At 32.8% G+C, this 17,835-nt stretch carries 12 protein-coding genes and 1 riboswitch; of the genes, 11 read left to right on the plus strand and 1 reads right to left on the minus strand.

The genetic code is table 11. The annotated features are described in order from the left end of the window. Positions 1 to 44 precede the first annotated feature (44 nt). Both B0A81_RS07545 and B0A81_RS07550 read left to right on the plus strand, forming a co-directional pair. Positions 45 to 2,282: a hypothetical protein gene (locus B0A81_RS07545; RefSeq protein ID WP_089057454.1), complete on the plus strand. Its 2,238-nt coding sequence runs from the start codon at positions 45 to 47 to the stop codon at positions 2,280 to 2,282. Positions 2,283 to 2,424: 142 nt separating this feature from the next. Further along, the gene (locus B0A81_RS07550) at positions 2,425 to 3,891 is read left to right on the plus strand and encodes a M28 family metallopeptidase (protein ID WP_089057455.1); all 1,467 of its coding nucleotides are present in this window, start codon (positions 2,425 to 2,427) and stop codon (positions 3,889 to 3,891) included. Between the two features lie 259 nt (positions 3,892 to 4,150). On the opposite strand, the gene metK is transcribed toward B0A81_RS07550, so the two are convergent. Beyond that, complete coding sequence (metK, locus tag B0A81_RS07555) at positions 4,151 to 5,401, minus strand: methionine adenosyltransferase (RefSeq protein ID WP_089057456.1); 1,251 nt, start codon at positions 5,399 to 5,401, stop codon at positions 4,151 to 4,153. Positions 5,402 to 5,931: 530 nt separating this feature from the next. Between metK and B0A81_RS07560 the strand changes: the two genes are divergently transcribed. The 9 genes from B0A81_RS07560 to B0A81_RS07600 all read left to right on the plus strand — a co-directional run bounded on the left by B0A81_RS07560 (position 5,932) and on the right by B0A81_RS07600 (position 17,827). After that, positions 5,932 to 8,778, plus strand: a complete 2,847-nt coding sequence (locus tag B0A81_RS07560; protein WP_089057457.1) for a TonB-dependent receptor plug domain-containing protein — start codon at positions 5,932 to 5,934, stop codon at positions 8,776 to 8,778. Positions 8,779 to 9,230: 452 nt separating this feature from the next. Next, a complete protein-coding gene (locus tag B0A81_RS07565) occupies positions 9,231 to 9,413 on the plus strand; it encodes a hypothetical protein (RefSeq protein ID WP_089057458.1) in 183 nt (60 codons plus the stop codon). 66 nt (positions 9,414 to 9,479) lie between these two features. After that, complete coding sequence (locus B0A81_RS07570; protein ID WP_089057459.1) at positions 9,480 to 10,784, plus strand: O-acetylhomoserine aminocarboxypropyltransferase/cysteine synthase family protein; 1,305 nt, start codon at positions 9,480 to 9,482, stop codon at positions 10,782 to 10,784. Between the two features lie 104 nt (positions 10,785 to 10,888). After that, a complete protein-coding gene (locus B0A81_RS07575; RefSeq protein WP_089057460.1) occupies positions 10,889 to 11,977 on the plus strand; it encodes a homoserine dehydrogenase family protein in 1,089 nt (362 codons plus the stop codon). A gap of 589 nt (positions 11,978 to 12,566) precedes the next feature. Further along, complete coding sequence (locus B0A81_RS07580) at positions 12,567 to 12,761, plus strand: hypothetical protein (protein ID WP_089052578.1); 195 nt, start codon at positions 12,567 to 12,569, stop codon at positions 12,759 to 12,761. 187 nt (positions 12,762 to 12,948) lie between these two features. Continuing rightward, positions 12,949 to 13,057: riboswitch (SAM riboswitch) on the plus strand. A 77-nt stretch (positions 13,058 to 13,134) separates the two neighbouring features. Next, on the plus strand, positions 13,135 to 14,118 hold the full coding sequence (locus B0A81_RS07585) for an alpha/beta fold hydrolase (RefSeq protein WP_244281321.1): 984 nt from the start codon (positions 13,135 to 13,137) through the stop codon (positions 14,116 to 14,118). A gap of 1 nt (position 14,119) precedes the next feature. Continuing rightward, on the plus strand, positions 14,120 to 16,534 hold the full coding sequence (gene thrA / locus B0A81_RS07590; protein ID WP_089057462.1) for a bifunctional aspartate kinase/homoserine dehydrogenase I: 2,415 nt from the start codon (positions 14,120 to 14,122) through the stop codon (positions 16,532 to 16,534). A gap of 45 nt (positions 16,535 to 16,579) precedes the next feature. Next, positions 16,580 to 17,137, plus strand: a complete 558-nt coding sequence (locus tag B0A81_RS07595) for a hypothetical protein (protein WP_089057463.1) — start codon at positions 16,580 to 16,582, stop codon at positions 17,135 to 17,137. A gap of 114 nt (positions 17,138 to 17,251) precedes the next feature. After that, a complete protein-coding gene (locus tag B0A81_RS07600; RefSeq protein WP_165768045.1) occupies positions 17,252 to 17,827 on the plus strand; it encodes a DUF3592 domain-containing protein in 576 nt (191 codons plus the stop codon). Positions 17,828 to 17,835 lie beyond the last annotated feature (8 nt).

A 17,835-nucleotide genomic window follows, 5' to 3' on the forward strand; every position in this document is an offset into this window, starting at 1 on the left:
AAGAAATATCTTTGCGCAACAAAATTAACCACAAAATTTTAGTCATGCGCAATCTTATTTGGAGTGTAATGCTCCTGTTTATCGGAATGTCTGCGTTCTCCCAGACAAAAACAATTGAAAAAGGATCGTATCTATCCACAGATAAAGGTCAAAGAATCAAGCTTAATTTATTGGATAATAATAAATATGAGTTGATTCTATATTCTGGTGATTATGAAATCAAAGGAGATTCATTACTTTTTATACAAAATGGAAAGGACAGAAATATTTTTAATCTTTCTTTTGTAAACAATAATAAAGCGAAAAAAGTTAAAGTAAAATTTATAGATCCAGCCTATTTTCCTTTTTATATTGGAACTCAAAAAGGATCAGACTTAGTTCAATACCAAAGTGTAATTGATATTAAAACTAAAATAGATCCTAATTGGATTAAAGCAGACTTAGAGTTTGAGATTGACAAAGCCGATTTTTTATATTTAGTTTATGAAGGATATGAAGGAAGTAGTAATGTTTATAAATATGCATTACCAAAAGAAGTTTCGGAAATAACAGTTAAATACGAATTACCAGTTTTAGGTGATTTAAAACTATCTGGTTTTTTTGATCAAAAGATTGGCGGGTTGAAAATTTCTGAGAAAGAAGGAAAAAATCCGTTGACATTTTTTAATGAAAAAAATGCTCAGCCAGAGAAATCTCAAAAAGTTGTTCCTCTCGAAAGTGAACTGGTATCTAATTGGACGTATCCAGGAAAACAAGAAGCTTTAGCAGAATCTGCTGTTGCGGCTGACAGCGTTGCCGAACTTTCTTCACTTGACAGTATTGTAGGAGTAAACAAGGTAGATTTTAAATTAAAGATCGAGAATAATTTAAAAAATGCCCTAGCAGCAACTAAACAAGTTAAAGATAAATTTTTAGTAGTTGTTGTGAATGGTAAAGCTTCGGCAAAAACTGATTTTGATACTTTTATAAAAGATCAGGAAACGCAGATTGGGTATAATATGTATAGTGATTATAATCCGCAATACGATGTATACAATTTTTATTTGGCAGGAGCCGAAGATAAAAAATGGCTGAAAAGCAATAAGATTGTAAACGATCCTGCAGTATTAGTTTTGAATGGCAATGGAGAGATATTGGCACAGGCAAAATCAGATTTATTAGGCAAGGAATATCAGCTGGGTTATTACAACGATTTTTATCGTCAGCTAAAGCGTGCAGATGCATTTATGAGTTTTGATAAAGTATTAAAAAACAAAAAAGCAACTGATGCAGATTTGATAAGTGCTTTTAATAAAGTTTCAGCTTTAGAGGTTTCATACGATTATGAGACTATTGATGCAGCAGATCCTAGTTCAACAGATTTTGCAGTAACTAAATCAGTTCTTGATAGAAAAGAGATAGAAAAAGTTTGGAAAAAACTGATTGCTGCACATCAAAAAGATACCCAGCCAAATATGCTTTTGGTAGAAACGATTATAAAAGAAATTAAAGATCAAGGATTTTCAAAACAATTTTTCAAGGAAGAAAAGATTCTTAACGACACTGATTTCTTAGCTATAGATTATTTGATAAAACATTATGATGCTATTGAAAAAATAAATAAAGAAACTGAAAACAGTACAATCGAATCAGAGAACGGAACGAAAATAGGGAATCTAAGTGCAGAAATTTCATTTGCTTTACAGCAAGATACTTATGCAGCGCAAGATGAAACTGACGGAAAAGCGAGTCAAGATAGAGCTATTGCAGTCTATAAAAAGTTAATTGCAGCAGGAAAAGGTGGTTTTGACTGCTATAAAAACTACTTAAATTATTTGAGTCAAGAGGCCGAAACAAGTGGTAATGATGCTGCTTTTTTAAAAGAATTCGGCGTTTATTTTGATACTTATTTGTCAACAGAAAAAGGAAATGCTATTCAGCGATTAGATGATTTATTTGCAACAATCGATTATAATTCTGATTACTCTTATAATGGATGGAATTCATTCAAAGAGTATAATTCTAACCTTTGCAACTCGGCAGCTTGGGCAGTTGTTCTAAAGCCTGAAAATGCAGATTATATTAAATCAGCAATTAATTGGTCAGAATATAGTTTGGTTGTAACCAAAAATAATCCATACTATTTAGACACTTTAGCGCAATTATATTATAAAGATGGGCAGAAACAAAAAGCAATCGAAACACAAACATTGGCTGTGAAATATTTGAATGCTGCAGTTGAAGCGGAAACTGCTGCGGAAATTAAAGAGACATTAACTAAAATGCAAAACGGAACGTATTAAAATTATTAGTTGAGAGAAATGAAATGGCTGTCTATATTGACAGCCATTTTTGTTTGTTAATCGTTGCTATTTCCTGTTTTTGCTGTAAAAAATCAAAAATTTTGGCTTTAAATGATTAAGTTTGAATTATAAAATTAAATATATGAAAAGTAAAATGATCCTTGTTTTACTTGCCTCTGGTGCATTGACTTTTGCACAGGCAGTTAAAAAACCTTTAGTTTCGGCAATAACTGATAAAGATCTTAGAACTGATATGTACCAAATGGCTGGAGATCATTTTAATGGTCGTGAAGCAGGAACGCTTGATGAATTGAAAGTTTCAATGTGGCTTGCAAATAAAGCTAAAGAGGCAGGAATGGCTCCAGCAGGTGATGATGGAACTTATTTTCAGTTTTTTGATTTGTACAGACATCAGGTTACGCCAAATACAAAGTTCAAAATTGGCAAGAAAGAGTATAAATTATGGAAAGATGTTCTGGTTGCAGAAACAACAAATATAAAAGTTGAAGGTTCTTTAGTGTATTTAGGAGCCGCAACAAAAGAAGAAATTGAAAAGGCCGACATTAAAGGGAAAGCGGTTGTTTTATTGGCTTCAAAAGAAGGAATTGCTGACGATATTTCACTTTTTGATAGAAGATATCCAGGTTTAGTTCGAAATAAATATTATGACCTTGTTGTAAAAAAAGGCGCCGCGGCACTTATTATGGTTGCTGACGAATTAGCAGAACAAAGCTGGTCTCAAGTTGAACCGCAAATGACAAGAGGAATTTACGGAATTGAAGGTTTTCGTGACAAAATAGGTGCAACAATGCCTGTTTTTTGGGTTCACGGAGATCAATTAGAATATTTAAAAACAACTAAAGATATTTTGTCAACAGAAGTGGTTTCTGAAACTTACAAATATCCCTCAGTAAATGTTGTAGGTACAATTGCAGGAACTGATCCTAAATTGAAAAATGAATATGTACTTTTCAGCGGACATCAAGATCATGACGGGGTACGTCAAAAATACGGGCAGGATTCTATTTATAATGGAGCAGATGATAATGCAAGTACTTGTGTAGCAATGCTGGCAATTGCAAGGGCGTATAAAAAACAGCCAGGAAAAAGAACAGCTTTGTTTGTGTTTCATGGTTCTGAAGAGCGTGGTTTGTTAGGTTCAAGATGGTATGCAGCGCATCCTACTGTTCCTGAAAAAGACATTATAGCAGTTTTAAATGGTGATATGATTGGAAGAAACAATGTAAATCAGGCAGCATTGCTTGGTTCTAGTTCTCCTCATGAAAATTCATCTGATTTGGTAGCTATTGCAAAAAAAGCAAATGACGAAGGACCAAAATTTGATTTAGATAAACTTTGGGACAGACCAGAACATCCGGAGTATTTTTACTTCCGTTCCGATCATTTGCCTTATGCGAGAAAAGGAATTCCTGCAGTTTTTTTTACAAGCGTACTGCACAGTCAATATCATACTCCAATGGATGAGTCTGAAAATATTGATTATGTAAAACTGCGCAAAATGACAGAATGGATGTATCGTACAGGTTGGATTTTATCAAATGATGCAAATCGTCCTAAAACGTTGCCAAATGTGCAATTAGAGCGATAAAGAATTTTATAGATTTGTTTTATTTGTATTGAAAATAAGACGCAGATGAAACGGATTTACTTCGTAAAGACGCGGATGAAAACGGATTTTATTTTATATTCTACTCAAAGTAGAAAATAAACAAAGAAAAAATCTGTGTCATCCGCGTTTTCGTGATAACGAATCCGTGTCATCCGCGTCCAATTGACAGACGCTGTAAAACAAAAATGGCCGTCTAAATTAATAGACAGCCATTTTTTATGTTTAAGAATTTGAATTATTACAATCCAAATGCAGCTTTTACTTGGTCAACAAAATCAAGTTTTTCCCATGTAAACAAATCAACAGTAACTGTTTTTGTGTTTCCTCCAGGAGCAGAGAAAGTTTTAGTAACCGTTTCTGGTTTACGTCCCATGTGTCCGTAAGCAGCAGTTTCACTGTAAATTGGATTTCTTAATTTCAAACGCTGCTCGATAAAGTAAGGACGCATATCAAAGATAGCTTCTACTTTTTTAGCGATTTCACCGTTAGTTAAGTTTACTTTAGAAGTTCCGTAAGTATCAATAAAGATTCCCATTGGTTCAGCAACTCCAATAGCGTAAGAAACCTGAACTAAGATTTCGTCAGCAACACCGGCAGCAACTAAGTTTTTAGCGATATGACGAGTTGCATAAGCAGCACTTCTATCTACTTTACTTGGATCTTTTCCAGAGAATGCACCACCACCGTGAGCACCTTTTCCACCGTAAGTATCAACGATGATTTTTCTTCCAGTTAAACCAGTATCTCCGTGAGGACCTCCAATAACGAATTTTCCTGTTGGGTTAATATGGTAGTTGATTTTATCATTGAATAAATGAGCGTGAGCTGGATTTTTAGCAATGATTCTTGGAATTAAAATTTCAACAATATCTTTTTTGATTTTAGCAAGCATTGCAGCTTCTTCATCAAAATCATCATGTTGAGTCGAGATAACAATCGCATCAATACGAGTTGGTTTGTTATCATCGCTGTATTCTAAAGTTACTTGAGATTTAGCATCTGGACGTAAATAAGTGATTTCGTTATTTTCGCGTCTTAAAATTGCTAACTCTTGTAATAATTTATGAGATAAATCAAGCGCCAATGGCATGAAGTTTTCAGTTTCGTTTGTAGCGTAACCAAACATCATTCCTTGGTCACCAGCACCTTGCTCTTCTGGCTTAGCTCTGTCAACCCCTTGATTAATGTCTGCAGACTGCTCGTGAATTGCAGAAAGAATTCCACAAGAATTTGCTTCAAACATGTACTCGCTTTTAGTATATCCAATTTTACGGATTACGTCGCGTGCAATTTGCTGTACATCAAGATAAGTATTCGATTTTACTTCACCAGCTAAAATTACCTGACCTGTTGTAACAAGAGTCTCGCAAGCTACTTTTGAGTCAGCATCAAATGCCAAAAAGTTATCAATTAATGCATCCGAAATTTGATCTGCAACTTTGTCTGGATGCCCTTCACTAACAGATTCTGACGTAAATAAATAAGCCATAATAATGTATTAAATTTAAAATTAAGCGAGAAAAATAATTGCTAAAAAGGGCTAAAGGAGAGTTTCTGCTTTAGCATTTTTTACTACTGAAATATTTGTTTCAGCATCCATAACGAACCGTTTCATTATGAAGAGGTTGCAATCAGTTCAAATTTTTCCTCTGTATTCGCGTGCAAAGGTATAAAACCATTTTGATTTGCAAATCAAAGTTTTGATTTTTTTGTTTTTTTAGGTATAAATTTAACATAACATACTAAATTGATAGGGTAATAGAAATTATTTCTGTTTTTGTTTGGTTGATTCAAAAATAGTTTGCAACTTTGCCCCATCAAAATAACAAAAAAATGAAAACAACAGTTTGCAATATGATGTCTTGTAAGATGCCGGAGTTATCCGCAGAGATACTATTGTAGTTTTTTTTCAAAAATATATACATAGAACCTCTGCAGATTGCAGAGGTTTTTTTTTGCACAAGAACGACTGTAATTCTTTTTTAAAACCAAACAAAACACTAATTAATCAGAAAAAAAATGAAAAAAAATGTATTAATCGCCTTAGGTCTGCTGACTTTTTCAGGCATTCATGCTCAGGAGAATAAAAAAGAGCAGGATAGTTTGAAAAACAATGAGTTGTCAGAAGTTACTATTATAGGTTCAAGAAGTAAAAATAGAGTTAAAACAGATGTACCAGTTCCGGTTGATGTTTTTAACATATCTGAAATAACAAAAGGTGCGCCGCAAACCAGCGTAACCCAAATATTAAATTATGTTGCACCATCGTTTACCAGTAATGCAACATCTACAGCAGATGCAACAGATCACGTTGATCCTGCTCAATTAAGAGGTTTAGGGCCAGATCAGGTTTTAATCTTGGTAAACGGAAAACGAAGACATACAAGTGCTTTAGTAAATATAAACGGATCTCCAGGAAGAGGTTCAGTAGGAACCGATTTAAATGCAATCCCATCTTTTGCAATTGAGAGAATTGAAGTTTTAAGAGACGGTGCAGCAGCTCAATACGGTTCAGATGCTATTGCCGGAGTAATTAATATAGTACTTAAAAAGAATGCCAATTATCTAACAGGAGGTATTCAGTACGGTGCAAATTTATCTTCGGGATCTAATAACTTTAAAGGCGGCGCTGACGGACAAACTGCACAGGTTGACTTAAATTATGGAACTTCTTTAGGAAAACCAGGAAGTTTCTTAAATATTACTGGTACAGCTGTGACTAGACAAGCAACCAGCCGAGCAGGAATTAGAAGTAATGCTATTTTTAATGCTTATAATGCTGTAGAGAACAGAGCTGCACAAAATGGTGTTGAAATTAACTCGCTGTTTAGTAACATAAATACAACTCCAAACTCAACGCAAATTTTGACATCATTAAAACAATATGCGCCGCAAGTAAGTTATTTTACGCCTGCACAGCAAAGCGCTATTGCTTCGGCATCAACGCTTACGCAAATGCAGACTGCTTTGAACTTTGATGTAACTAATAATGAATTGGCATACAGAGGTCAGCAAAGAAGCGATTATAATATGAGTGTTGGTCAGTCAGAACTGGCTTCTGGACAGGCATATTATAATGCAAAATATCCTTTAAGCGAAATCACATCTTTATATTCATTTGGTGGAATCTCATATAGAAATGGTAAATCCTATGCTTTTAACAGACTTCCAAATGGTGCAGGAACTTTTACACAAGTGTACCAAAATGGATTCTTGCCTGAGATAGAATCAGACATTCTAGATGCTTCGGCTGCAGTAGGTGTTACTACAGAATTATTTGGTTTTGATACAGATTTGAGTTCAAACCTTGGAACAAACTCTTTTAAGTATGATGTAAACAATACTATTAATGCAACTTTGGGAACCAATTCGCCATTTAGTTTCGATGCAGGTAAAGTTTCGTTTTTACAAAGCACAACGAATTTAGATTTTAGTAGAAAGTATGATGTTCTGGCAGGTTTAAATGTCGCTTTTGGAGGAGAATTTAGATATGAGAATTACCAAATTAAACAAGGTGAAGAAGCTTCATACGGATTGTATGATGTAAACGGAAATGTAGTTTCTGGAATTCTTCCAAGTAATTCACCTTTAATTGTTACTGATTTTTTTGGCAACAAACGCGGTGCTGGAGCACAAGGTTTTTCTGGATTTCAACCTTCAGATGCTAAAGAAAGAGATAGAAAAAGTGGAGCGGCTTATATAGATTTAGAATTGAATGCTTCAGAAAAATGGCTTGTAAACGGAGCTGCACGTTATGAGAACTATTCAGATTTTGGAAGTACGGTTACTTTTAAATTAGCGTCTCTTTTAAAATTAAATGAAAACATAAATTGGAGAATTTCTGGGCAAACTGGTTTTAGAGCGCCTTCGCTACAACAAAAATATTTTGAATCAAGTTCAACGCAATTTATTAATGGCTCACCATATCAAGTTGGTTATTTTACAAATGATTCACAGGCTGCAAAAAGCATTGGAGTTGAAAATTTGAAACCAGAAAAATCAAAAAGTATCAGTACAGGATTTACATTTAAAATTCCTGCAGCAAATATTACAATTGCAACAGATGCTTACTTTACCAGAATTAATGACCGAGTTGTGTTGTCAGGACAATATGCAAGACCAACAGATGCGCAGATAAATGCAGCAACTTCGCAAAGTCAAAAAGACGCCTTGACATTGTTTCAACAAGCATTTGACCTTAAAGGTGTAGAAAGAGCTTCGTTTTGGACAAACGGAATTGACTCTGAAACGAAAGGAATTGATTTAGTAATTTCTCAAAAATACGATGTAATTCAGGATTTCATCATTCGAAATGACTTAGCATTAAGTTATAATGAAACCAAGAGAGTTGGAGATTTAAATGTACCGCAATCTATTATTGATGCTGGAGGAGAGCCTTACAAATATTCATTTTTTCCTGAATCAAGCCGAATTTATTTAGAAGAAGCAATTCCGAAGTTGAAAGCAAATTTAATGACAACATTCAGTATTAAGAAATTAGATATTTATTTAAGAAACAGCTATTTTGGAAAAGTTACTGATCCAGGAGCAACAGATGTAAACTTAGACGGATTTTCATCAGTATATGAACATCCAGAATATAGTGCAAAACTTGTTACAGACTTATCTTTAGGATATCAGATCAATGAACATTTTAGAGCAACAATTGGTTTTAATAATATAGGAGATGTTTATCCAGATAGAAATAATCCTGCAACTCCCACATTTACAAATACAACTCCAACATTGTCACCTGTGCCAAGTACAGATTTGAGCAATGCAAATCAATTTGCTTACTCAAGAGCCGTATCTCAATTTGGATTAAACGGTAGATTTGGTTTTGCTCGTTTGAGCTTTAAATTTTAAAAGTTGAAAGAGTCGGCTGCTCGTGATAGCTGTCGGGATATACGGATTAACCGAATTAGCATTGATTTTTTTGAATCTTTGTAATCTGTTATCCCGACAGCTATCGCGAGCGGCTAAACTTTTTAATCTTGACTTTTAATGCTGATTATTTGATTTTCAGCGCAAAAAGAAAAAAAAATATAAAATATCAATTTTTAATTTGGTAGTTAAATAAATACTTATTACATTTACTCTATCGAATTAGTAGAATTTAAAATAAGACTTAAATTTTAATTAAAATGAAAACAATAGCAAGAAAAAATATGATGTGTTGTAGTATGATGCAAATGTGCATCCCAACTTGCTGTTGCCAAAAGTGAAAGATAAAATCTTTGTTATAGTTAGAACTATAAGCCCTTTTGGTCGCCATCCGAAAGGGCTTTTTTTTAATTCACACATTTAAAATTAAAATTATGAAAACACTAAATTCAATCGCAATAGAATATTTGTTGAGAAATGATTCTCAAAATAACAATAGTATATCAGAAGAAATAACAAAAGAAGTTGTAAGAATAAATACAGAGCAGAATATAAAAAGTCAAAAATCGCTGCTGTTTCAAATGTATGATCTAGAAGATGAAGATCTTTTTATTTAAATTACAATTTCAAAATCAAATAACAATATATAATAGTATTAACAATACCTAAAAAACTAAGAAATCATGAGTACACAAAAATTTGCAACAAACGCATTACACGCAGGACACGATGTTACTAAAAACGCAGGAACAAGAGCAGTGCCAATTTATCAAACATCATCATATGTATTTAATAATTCAGATCATGCGGCCAATTTATTTGGTCTTGCCGAAGCAGGATTTATTTATACAAGATTAAACAACCCAACAAACGATGTTTTAGAGCAGCGTTTAGCGACACTTGAAGGCGGAATTGGAGCTGTAGTAACAGCTTCGGGAGCATCAGCAATTTCTACAGCCTTGTTAACACTGCTAAAAGCCGGCGATCACATTGTAGCTTCAAATAGTTTGTATGGCGGAACTTATAATTTGTTAAGTGTAACATTACCGCGTTTAGGAATTACAACAACTTTTGTAGATCCTTCAAAACCAGAAAACTTTACAAAAGCAGCTAAAGAAATTACCAGAGCATTTTTTGTAGAATCTCTAGGTAATCCAAAATTGGATGTTTTAGATTTAAAAGGAATTTCGGTGGAAGCTAAAAACTTCAAAGTTCCTTTTATCGTAGACAATACAGTTGCTACACCTTATTTATTGAATCCAATTGCACATGGAGCAAACATTGTGATTCATTCCCTGACAAAATATATTGCCGGAAACGGAACTTCATTAGGCGGTGCTATTATTGATGCTGGAACTTTTGATTGGTCTAACGGAAAATTCCCTGAATTTACAGAGCCTTCTGCTGGATACCACGAACTTGTGTATCACGAAGCTTTAGGAAATGCTGCTTTTATTGCAAAAGCAAGAATTGAAGGATTGCGTGATTTTGGAGCAGCTTTGAGTCCATTCAATGCTTTTCAAATTATTCAAGGATTAGAAACTCTGCCAATTCGAATTAAAAAACATAGCGAAAATGCTTTGGCTTTAGCCGAATGGTTAGAAAAACAAGATGAGGTTGTATGGGTAAATTATCCAGGTTTAAAATCAAGTAAATATTATGATTTATCACAGCAGTATTTGCCGCAAGGACAAAGCGGTGTTGTTACTTTTGGATTAAAAGGAGGTTTCGAAGCAGCTAAAAAAGTAGTTGACGAAACGAAACTGTTTTCACTTTTGGCAAATATTGGTGACACAAAATCATTGATTATTCATCCTGCAAGCACAACACACCAGCAATTGTCTGAAGAAGATCAATTATCGACTGGAGTTTCAAAAGATTTAATCCGACTTTCTGTTGGAATAGAAGATATTGAGGATTTGATTGCCGATTTAAAATCGGTTTTTGAAAACGCAGCTAAAACTCAGTACAATATCAGTAAAAATTAGGTTTTTTTGTTTTTTGTTTGAAAAATTGCCTTTAGCAGCGTGAGTTCTGCTAGAGGTGATTTTTTATAATAAAATCTCTTTATAGTTTTAAAACACTAAAAATTATGTCAAAGCTTAAAATAAATATTATTCTATTTGGAATAGGAAATATAGGAAGCACTTTAATCAATCAGATTATAGAAAGTCAGGAGTTTTTTCTTCAGAGTAAAAATATCGATTTTCATTTTCCAATTATTACCAATTCTACAGTTGCCTTTTTCGAGAAAGAAGGCGTTGGATATGCTTGGGAAACCAATTTTAGAGAATTGGCAGTTCCTTTTAGAGTTGAAGATATTGTCGAATTTGCAAAGGAAAATGAATTTGAGAATTTAATTGCCGTAGATGCTACAGCAAGCGATGAACTTATTGGTCATTATAATACATTGATCGAAAACGGATTTAATATTGTTGCGGTAAATAAAAAAGCAAATACACTCTCAATAGACCTTTACAAACAAATTAGAGAAAATCTTAAAAAATACGATAAAGAATTTTTATACGAAACCTCCGTTGATACTGGTTTTCCTGTTTTACAGACATTAAGAGATCTTTATTATTCAGGAGAAAAGATCACGAAAATTCGAGGTGTATTTTCAGATAACCTTAGTTATGTGTTTAATAGATTTTCGATAGAAGATAATTCATTTTCTTCCATTTTAAAAGATGCAGGTTTGTTAGGATTAATGCGTTCTACTTTTAAAGAAAATTTGTCAGGAAATGATACAGCAGGAAAACTGTTGATTTTAACTAGGGAAATAGGAAAAGAATTTGAACTCTCAGATATAAAGATTGACCCACTTATAAAAGAAGAACATCTAGAGAAAAATGGAGTTCTTAATAGAGAGGCAATTGATAAATCCTTTAGAATAGAAAAAATCGCTCAAGCCGAGAATCATGTTTTACGATATGTTGGCGAATATGATGTTGAGAAAAACATATTAGAAGTAAAACTAATTTCAGAACCAATAACATCTGCAATAGGACAGTTAAAAGGATCTGATACTATTTTTGAAATTTATACAGAATCCTATTCAAATACCCCAATTGTAATACAAAGTGCAGCGCCATGCAGACAGGCAATTTCTAGAGGTATAATTACAGATATTTTGAAAGTATCAGAGAAAATTAAAAACAAAGAAGCCGTTTGGCTGTAGGTGAAGTTAATGTTAGCAGATAGTTCTTTGATAGATTGAAACAGAAAAGTTAGTTAATTTTTTGTAAGATTAAACCTGTAAATTGTATAAACGCATTTTTGTAGGGTGTTTTTTAACGATAAAAGGTTGTTTTTTAACGTTTTTTAAGACTTTTTTCTTTTGAAATGTTTGCGATATTGAAAAAATATTCGCACATTTGTATGACCCTAAATACTATCAAATACAATTAGTTAGCAATCTAATTAATAGTTATGCACATCGGTTAAAGCCGCTGAATAAATTTTAAAATCAATAGAAGTATTTTCAGCAGTTTCGAGAAGCTTATAAAAACAAACAAATGCAAGAATTTTTTAAAATAACAGTCAAATCGCAAATGAATAAGTCACTACAGATGAACAAGATGTTTAATGTCGCACGTATTTGTGTATGCGTCTGTTGATACTAAAAGTATATATAAGTTCTAATAAAACTTAAACCCTTTTGGTATTAAAAACCCAAAAGGGTTTTTTTATTCCATTTGGTTACCATAACAAAGAATTAAAGAAAAAGTAAAGATTATAAAACGCAAACTAACTTAAACTTAAATATCATGAGCACATTAAACTACTTAACAAGAACGTTGAAAAGCATAAGAACAAAAAGAAACAATTTGCCGCCGCCGACAAATGAATTGGTACATCCAAGATTCGGTATAAACGAGACAGATAAAAAAACGGAGAAAAAAGATCCAAACTCATTATTGTTTTTGATGTATTCAAAAGAAAATGAAACGCTTTTTATCTAAATCAAAAAGTGTTATAAAATAGGGTAAAACCTGCATAAACTTACTGAGCAGTTTGTTCGGTAATTTTTTGCGTACAATAGTTTTGTTGAATTATGTTTAAGAAATTGCAGAATCAATTTCGATAAAATTTGCTTGTTTAAGAAATTAGTAGTTAATTTGCACCTTTAAGTTCAAAAACGTATTGAAAATGTTATAAAGAAAGGACGAGGGATTAGACCCGATGAATCCTTAGCAACCCTTCGTTAAATCGAAGAAGGTGCTGCATTCTACCACGCCCAAACGTGGAAAGATAACAACAAGAATTTTTCTAGTTTCACTCTAGACTTTCTTTCTAATATTTCCACATACAAATCAAAAATAAAAAGATTTGAAATTGGAAAATAGACCCAATCCCATTATAATTCAAGATTTCATCACAGAAAGTGGTGCACTTTATTCATCCTTACCGTTAAGCTTTACGCTTTCTGGCAGGCCTTTGCATACTGCTCCGATTGTTTTGGTAAATCATGCCTTAACAGGAAATGCACAGGTTACAGGAAAAAATGGATGGTGGAATGATTTAGTGGGTGAAGAAAAAACAATCGACACTAACAAGTACACCGTTCTGGCCTTTAATGTTCCAGGAAACGGAAACGATTCGTTTATAATCGAAAACTATCAAGACTTTACCACTAGAGATATTGCCCGAATTTTTATAAAAGGACTTGAAGCTCTAAATATTGAACAGGTATTTACAATAATAGGCGGCTCTGTTGGAGGAGGAATTGCTTGGGAAATCTTGGCTTTAGAACCAAATATCACAGAACATTTAATTCCGATAGCAACTGACTGGAAGTCGACAGACTGGATGATCGCAAATTGCTATCTGCAAGAGCAAATCCTGAACAATTCTTCAAAACCTATAGAAGATGCCAGAATTCATGCAATGTTGTGTTATCGCTCTCCAGAATCATTCAAAGAAAAATTTCAACGCACCATCAATCAAGATCTCTTGATTTTTAATATAGAAAGTTGGCTGGCGCATCATGGTAAAAAACTGCAGCAGAGATACCAATTGTCATCTTATAAACTGATGAATCAGCTGCTTAAAACCATCGATATTACTAGAGACAGTGAAGATTTTGAAACTTTAATGTCTAAAACAAAAGCAGCGATTCATATCGTAGCAATCAATTCAGATTTGTTTTTTACACCAAAAGAAAATCTGGAAACTTATAATGAATTAAAAAAGTTTAAAGAAAATGTCACCTACAGCGAAATAGATTCTGTTCACGGACATGACGCTTTTTTAATAGAGTACAAACAATTAGATCATTTACTTGCCGATATTTTTAAGGCAGAAACAATAGCAAAATAAAATGAAAGTATTAAAATTTGGAGGTAAATCATTATCAAACGGAGAAGGACTTAATAAAGTTGTTTCAATCATTTCTGATAAAGTAAGTCAAGGCGAAAATATTGCTGTAGTGGTATCAGCTCGTGGAAACGCAACAGACGAGTTAGAATTTATTTTAAGCATCGCTGCCAAAAACGGAAGCTATAAAGAACTATTAGAGAATTTTAAAAAATATCAAATATCAGATTATCCACAAGTAGATTTATCTGAAGAATTTAATGTTTTGGATAAGCTTTTTGAAGGTGTAAGCTTAATTGGTGATTACAGCAAAAAAATTAAAGATCAAATTTTGTCTAAAGGAGAATTGCTTTCGGCTAAATTATTGACGGCTATTTTGCTTGAAAAAGGAATTCCTGCCAATTTCGTTGATACAAGAGATTTGCTTAAAACCGATTCAAAATTTGGAGATGCTCAGCCTTTAGAACAGCTTTCAAAGAAAAATGTAATCAATTATTTCAAAGAGCATAATGGTTCAACTGTTAATATTGTAACAGGTTTCATAGGTTCAAACAACAATAACGATACAACAACTCTAGGAAGAAACGGAAGTAATTATACCGCTTCATTAATTGCAAATTACCTAAATGCCGAAGAACTTCAAAATTTCACGCACGTAGACGGTATTTACACTGCAAATCCAGATTTAGTTGCCGATGCTAAGAAAATAGAATATTTGTCGTTTAACGAAGCAAATGAGCTGGCAAATTTTGGAGCCACTATTCTGCATGCCAAAACGATTATTCCATTATTAGAAAAAAATATTCCGCTTCGTATTTTAAATACCTTCAATCATGAAAATCGCGGTACATTAATTACTTCAGATTCTGCCAAAGAAGGAATTAAAACACTTTCAGTTTTAGAAAACGTTTCGTTGGTAAATCTTGAAGGACGCGGATTGCTTGGGAAATCTGGAGTTGATGCCAGAATTTTTAAAGTAATGGGCGATCATAATATCAGTGTCAGCATTATTTCACAAGGTTCTTCAGAAAGAGGAATTGGACTTGTTGTTGCTACTGATAAAGCTACAACTGCTGTAGTTGAATTAGAAAAAGAATTCGAAAACGACTTTTATTCAAAAGATGTAAATCAGATTACAGTAACAGATAATGTTTCGGTAATTTCGATTATCGGGCAGGACTTAAGTACTTTTCATAAACCTTACACTGCTTTAATAAAAAACAAAATAGTTCCAATATTATTCAACAATACCGTTACAGGTAAAAACGTAAGTTTGGTTGTAAAAAAATCAGAACTTAATAAAGCGCTGAACGTAATTCATGGTGAGATTTTTGGAGTTTCTAAAAAAATCAATATTGCTATTATCGGTCACGGTTTAGTAGGCGGAACTTTAATCAATCAGATTTTAGAATCGGCATCAGCAATCGAAAAGCGTAAAGATGTTAAATTGAACGTTTTTGCAATTGCAAATTCTAAAAAAGTGCTTTTAAATAAAAATGGCGTAAATTCAGACTGGAAAAATGAAATTCAGACAAAAGGAGAAAACTACACCATAAACGATATTATCACTTATGCAAATGAGCATCATTTAGAGAATCTAATTGCAATTGATAATACTGCAAGTGCGAGTTTTGTCGAAAATTATATTCCGCTTGTAGAAAACAGTTTCGATTTAATTTCGTCTAATAAAGTAGCTAATACATTGAGCTATGGTTTTTATAAAGAACTAAGAAAAGCGCTAGCCGAAAATCAAAAGAACTATTTGTACGAAACCAATGTTGGTGCAGGTTTACCATTAATTGACACGATCAAATTATTGCACCTTTCTGGAGAAAACATCACAAAAATAAAAGGAGTTTTCTCAGGAACATTGAGTTATTTATTTAATAATTTCTCTGCTAAAGATGCTCCATTCAGCGAAATTCTGAAAGAAGCAATTGATAACGGATATACAGAACCAGATCCGCGTGAAGATTTATGCGGAAATGACGTAGGAAGAAAATTATTGATCTTGGCAAGAGAATTAGATTTACAAAATGAGTTTGAAGAAATCTCAATTCAGAATTTAATTCCAGAACATTTACGTGAAGGAAATGTTGCTGATTTCTTAACGAAACTAAAAGAATTTGACCCAATTTACGACAAAATAAAAGCGGATCAGAAACCAAATCACGTATTAAGATATATTGGTGAATTGTCTGGAGATTTGCAAAATGACAAAGGAAACCTAGAAGTAAAATTAGTTTCAGTTCCTTCAGATACAGCTTTAGGCGGATTGAAAGGTTCAGATTCTTTCTTCGAAATTTATACAGAATCATACGGAGATCGTCCAATCGTTATTCAAGGAGCCGGTGCAGGTTCTGCAGTAACAGCGAGAGGAGTTTTTGGTGATATTTTGAGATTGTCTGATAAAGGATAATTTGATTTTAGATTTATTAGAAGCCGATTAATGAACATTTATTGAATGAAAAAATTACTGATTTTACTGTTTTTATCGAATATTTTGACCGCTCAGATTTCTAATGTTGTCAGAAATAAAGATAGTTATACACAAGAAATTTTTCCTTACAAAGGAGTTCGGGCAATTCAAATAGATGAAGTTAGTGTTGTAGGAGAGGAAGACAATGTTTTTATTTTTTCGAAAATTGAAAAAAATGCCAATCCTGACAAAATGTATTTTCAGAGATTTACAAAAGTCAATGATAAATGGATTGTAAAAGCTATTCTTGAAGTTAATCACAGCGGAATCATTTCAGCTTGGGGAAGCCGAAAAGCTTTTGGCGATTATAATAAAGATAAAAGTGTTGACGCTCTTTTTATTTACGGATTGTATGATGCCGCTTTCAAACAGCAGTCGGTTCATTTGATTTTTTCACAAAAAGATCAGTTCTATACCATTGAGTCAAGTATTTCTGATGATTTTAAGACTGATAAATTCTCGGATAATTTTAAATCATTAGATGCAGATTCTAAAAAACAAGTATTAGAATATTGGAGTAAATTAGATAAAAGAGATAAGTGATTTAAGATCTGTATTTGTTTTTAGGCGTAAATATTAAATTTAATAAATATTAAAAAGTTTTTAAAAAATTGGGGTTGTGGATTAATATTCATTATTCCTTTTCTATTGATAGGATTGGGAACGTTATCGTTTAGTTCGTATAATATTTTTAAAGCTTTACAAGCTAAAGGATGGACTCCAGTTTCTGCCAATATTGAAAAAACAGATATTACTTCCCATTCGAATAAAGGTACAATATCGCATGAAGTTATTGTTAGGTATCTTTATGTTATTGAAGGGAAAAAGTATTCAGGAAAAAGAATTGCATTTGGTTATGGTATGAACAATATTGATGATCATGACGGATTGTATTCTAAATTAGAAAACAGTAAAAAAGTCTTGGTTTACGTGAATCCTTCAAATAACGAAGAAAGCGTGATCGTTCCAGGAATGAATGATTCGATTACTGGTTTATTAATTTTTACAATATTATGGAATTCATTTATTGTAGTTTTAGGCATACTTCCTTTTGTAATAAAAGGTGTTGACGAAAATAATGAACCTAGATTTACAGCAAAAGAAGCTACTTGGATTATTTTTATAATATGGATTGCAGGCTTCGCGATTTTATTTAGCAATTGTTTTCATATAGATATAGAAAGTAAAATCAATGTTTTAGAAGCAAGAAATGTTGATTTAGATATAGAATAAAAAAAAGA

The sequence above is a fragment of the Flavobacterium plurextorum genome, from assembly GCF_002217395.1.
GTDB lineage: Bacteria > Bacteroidota > Bacteroidia > Flavobacteriales > Flavobacteriaceae > Flavobacterium > Flavobacterium plurextorum.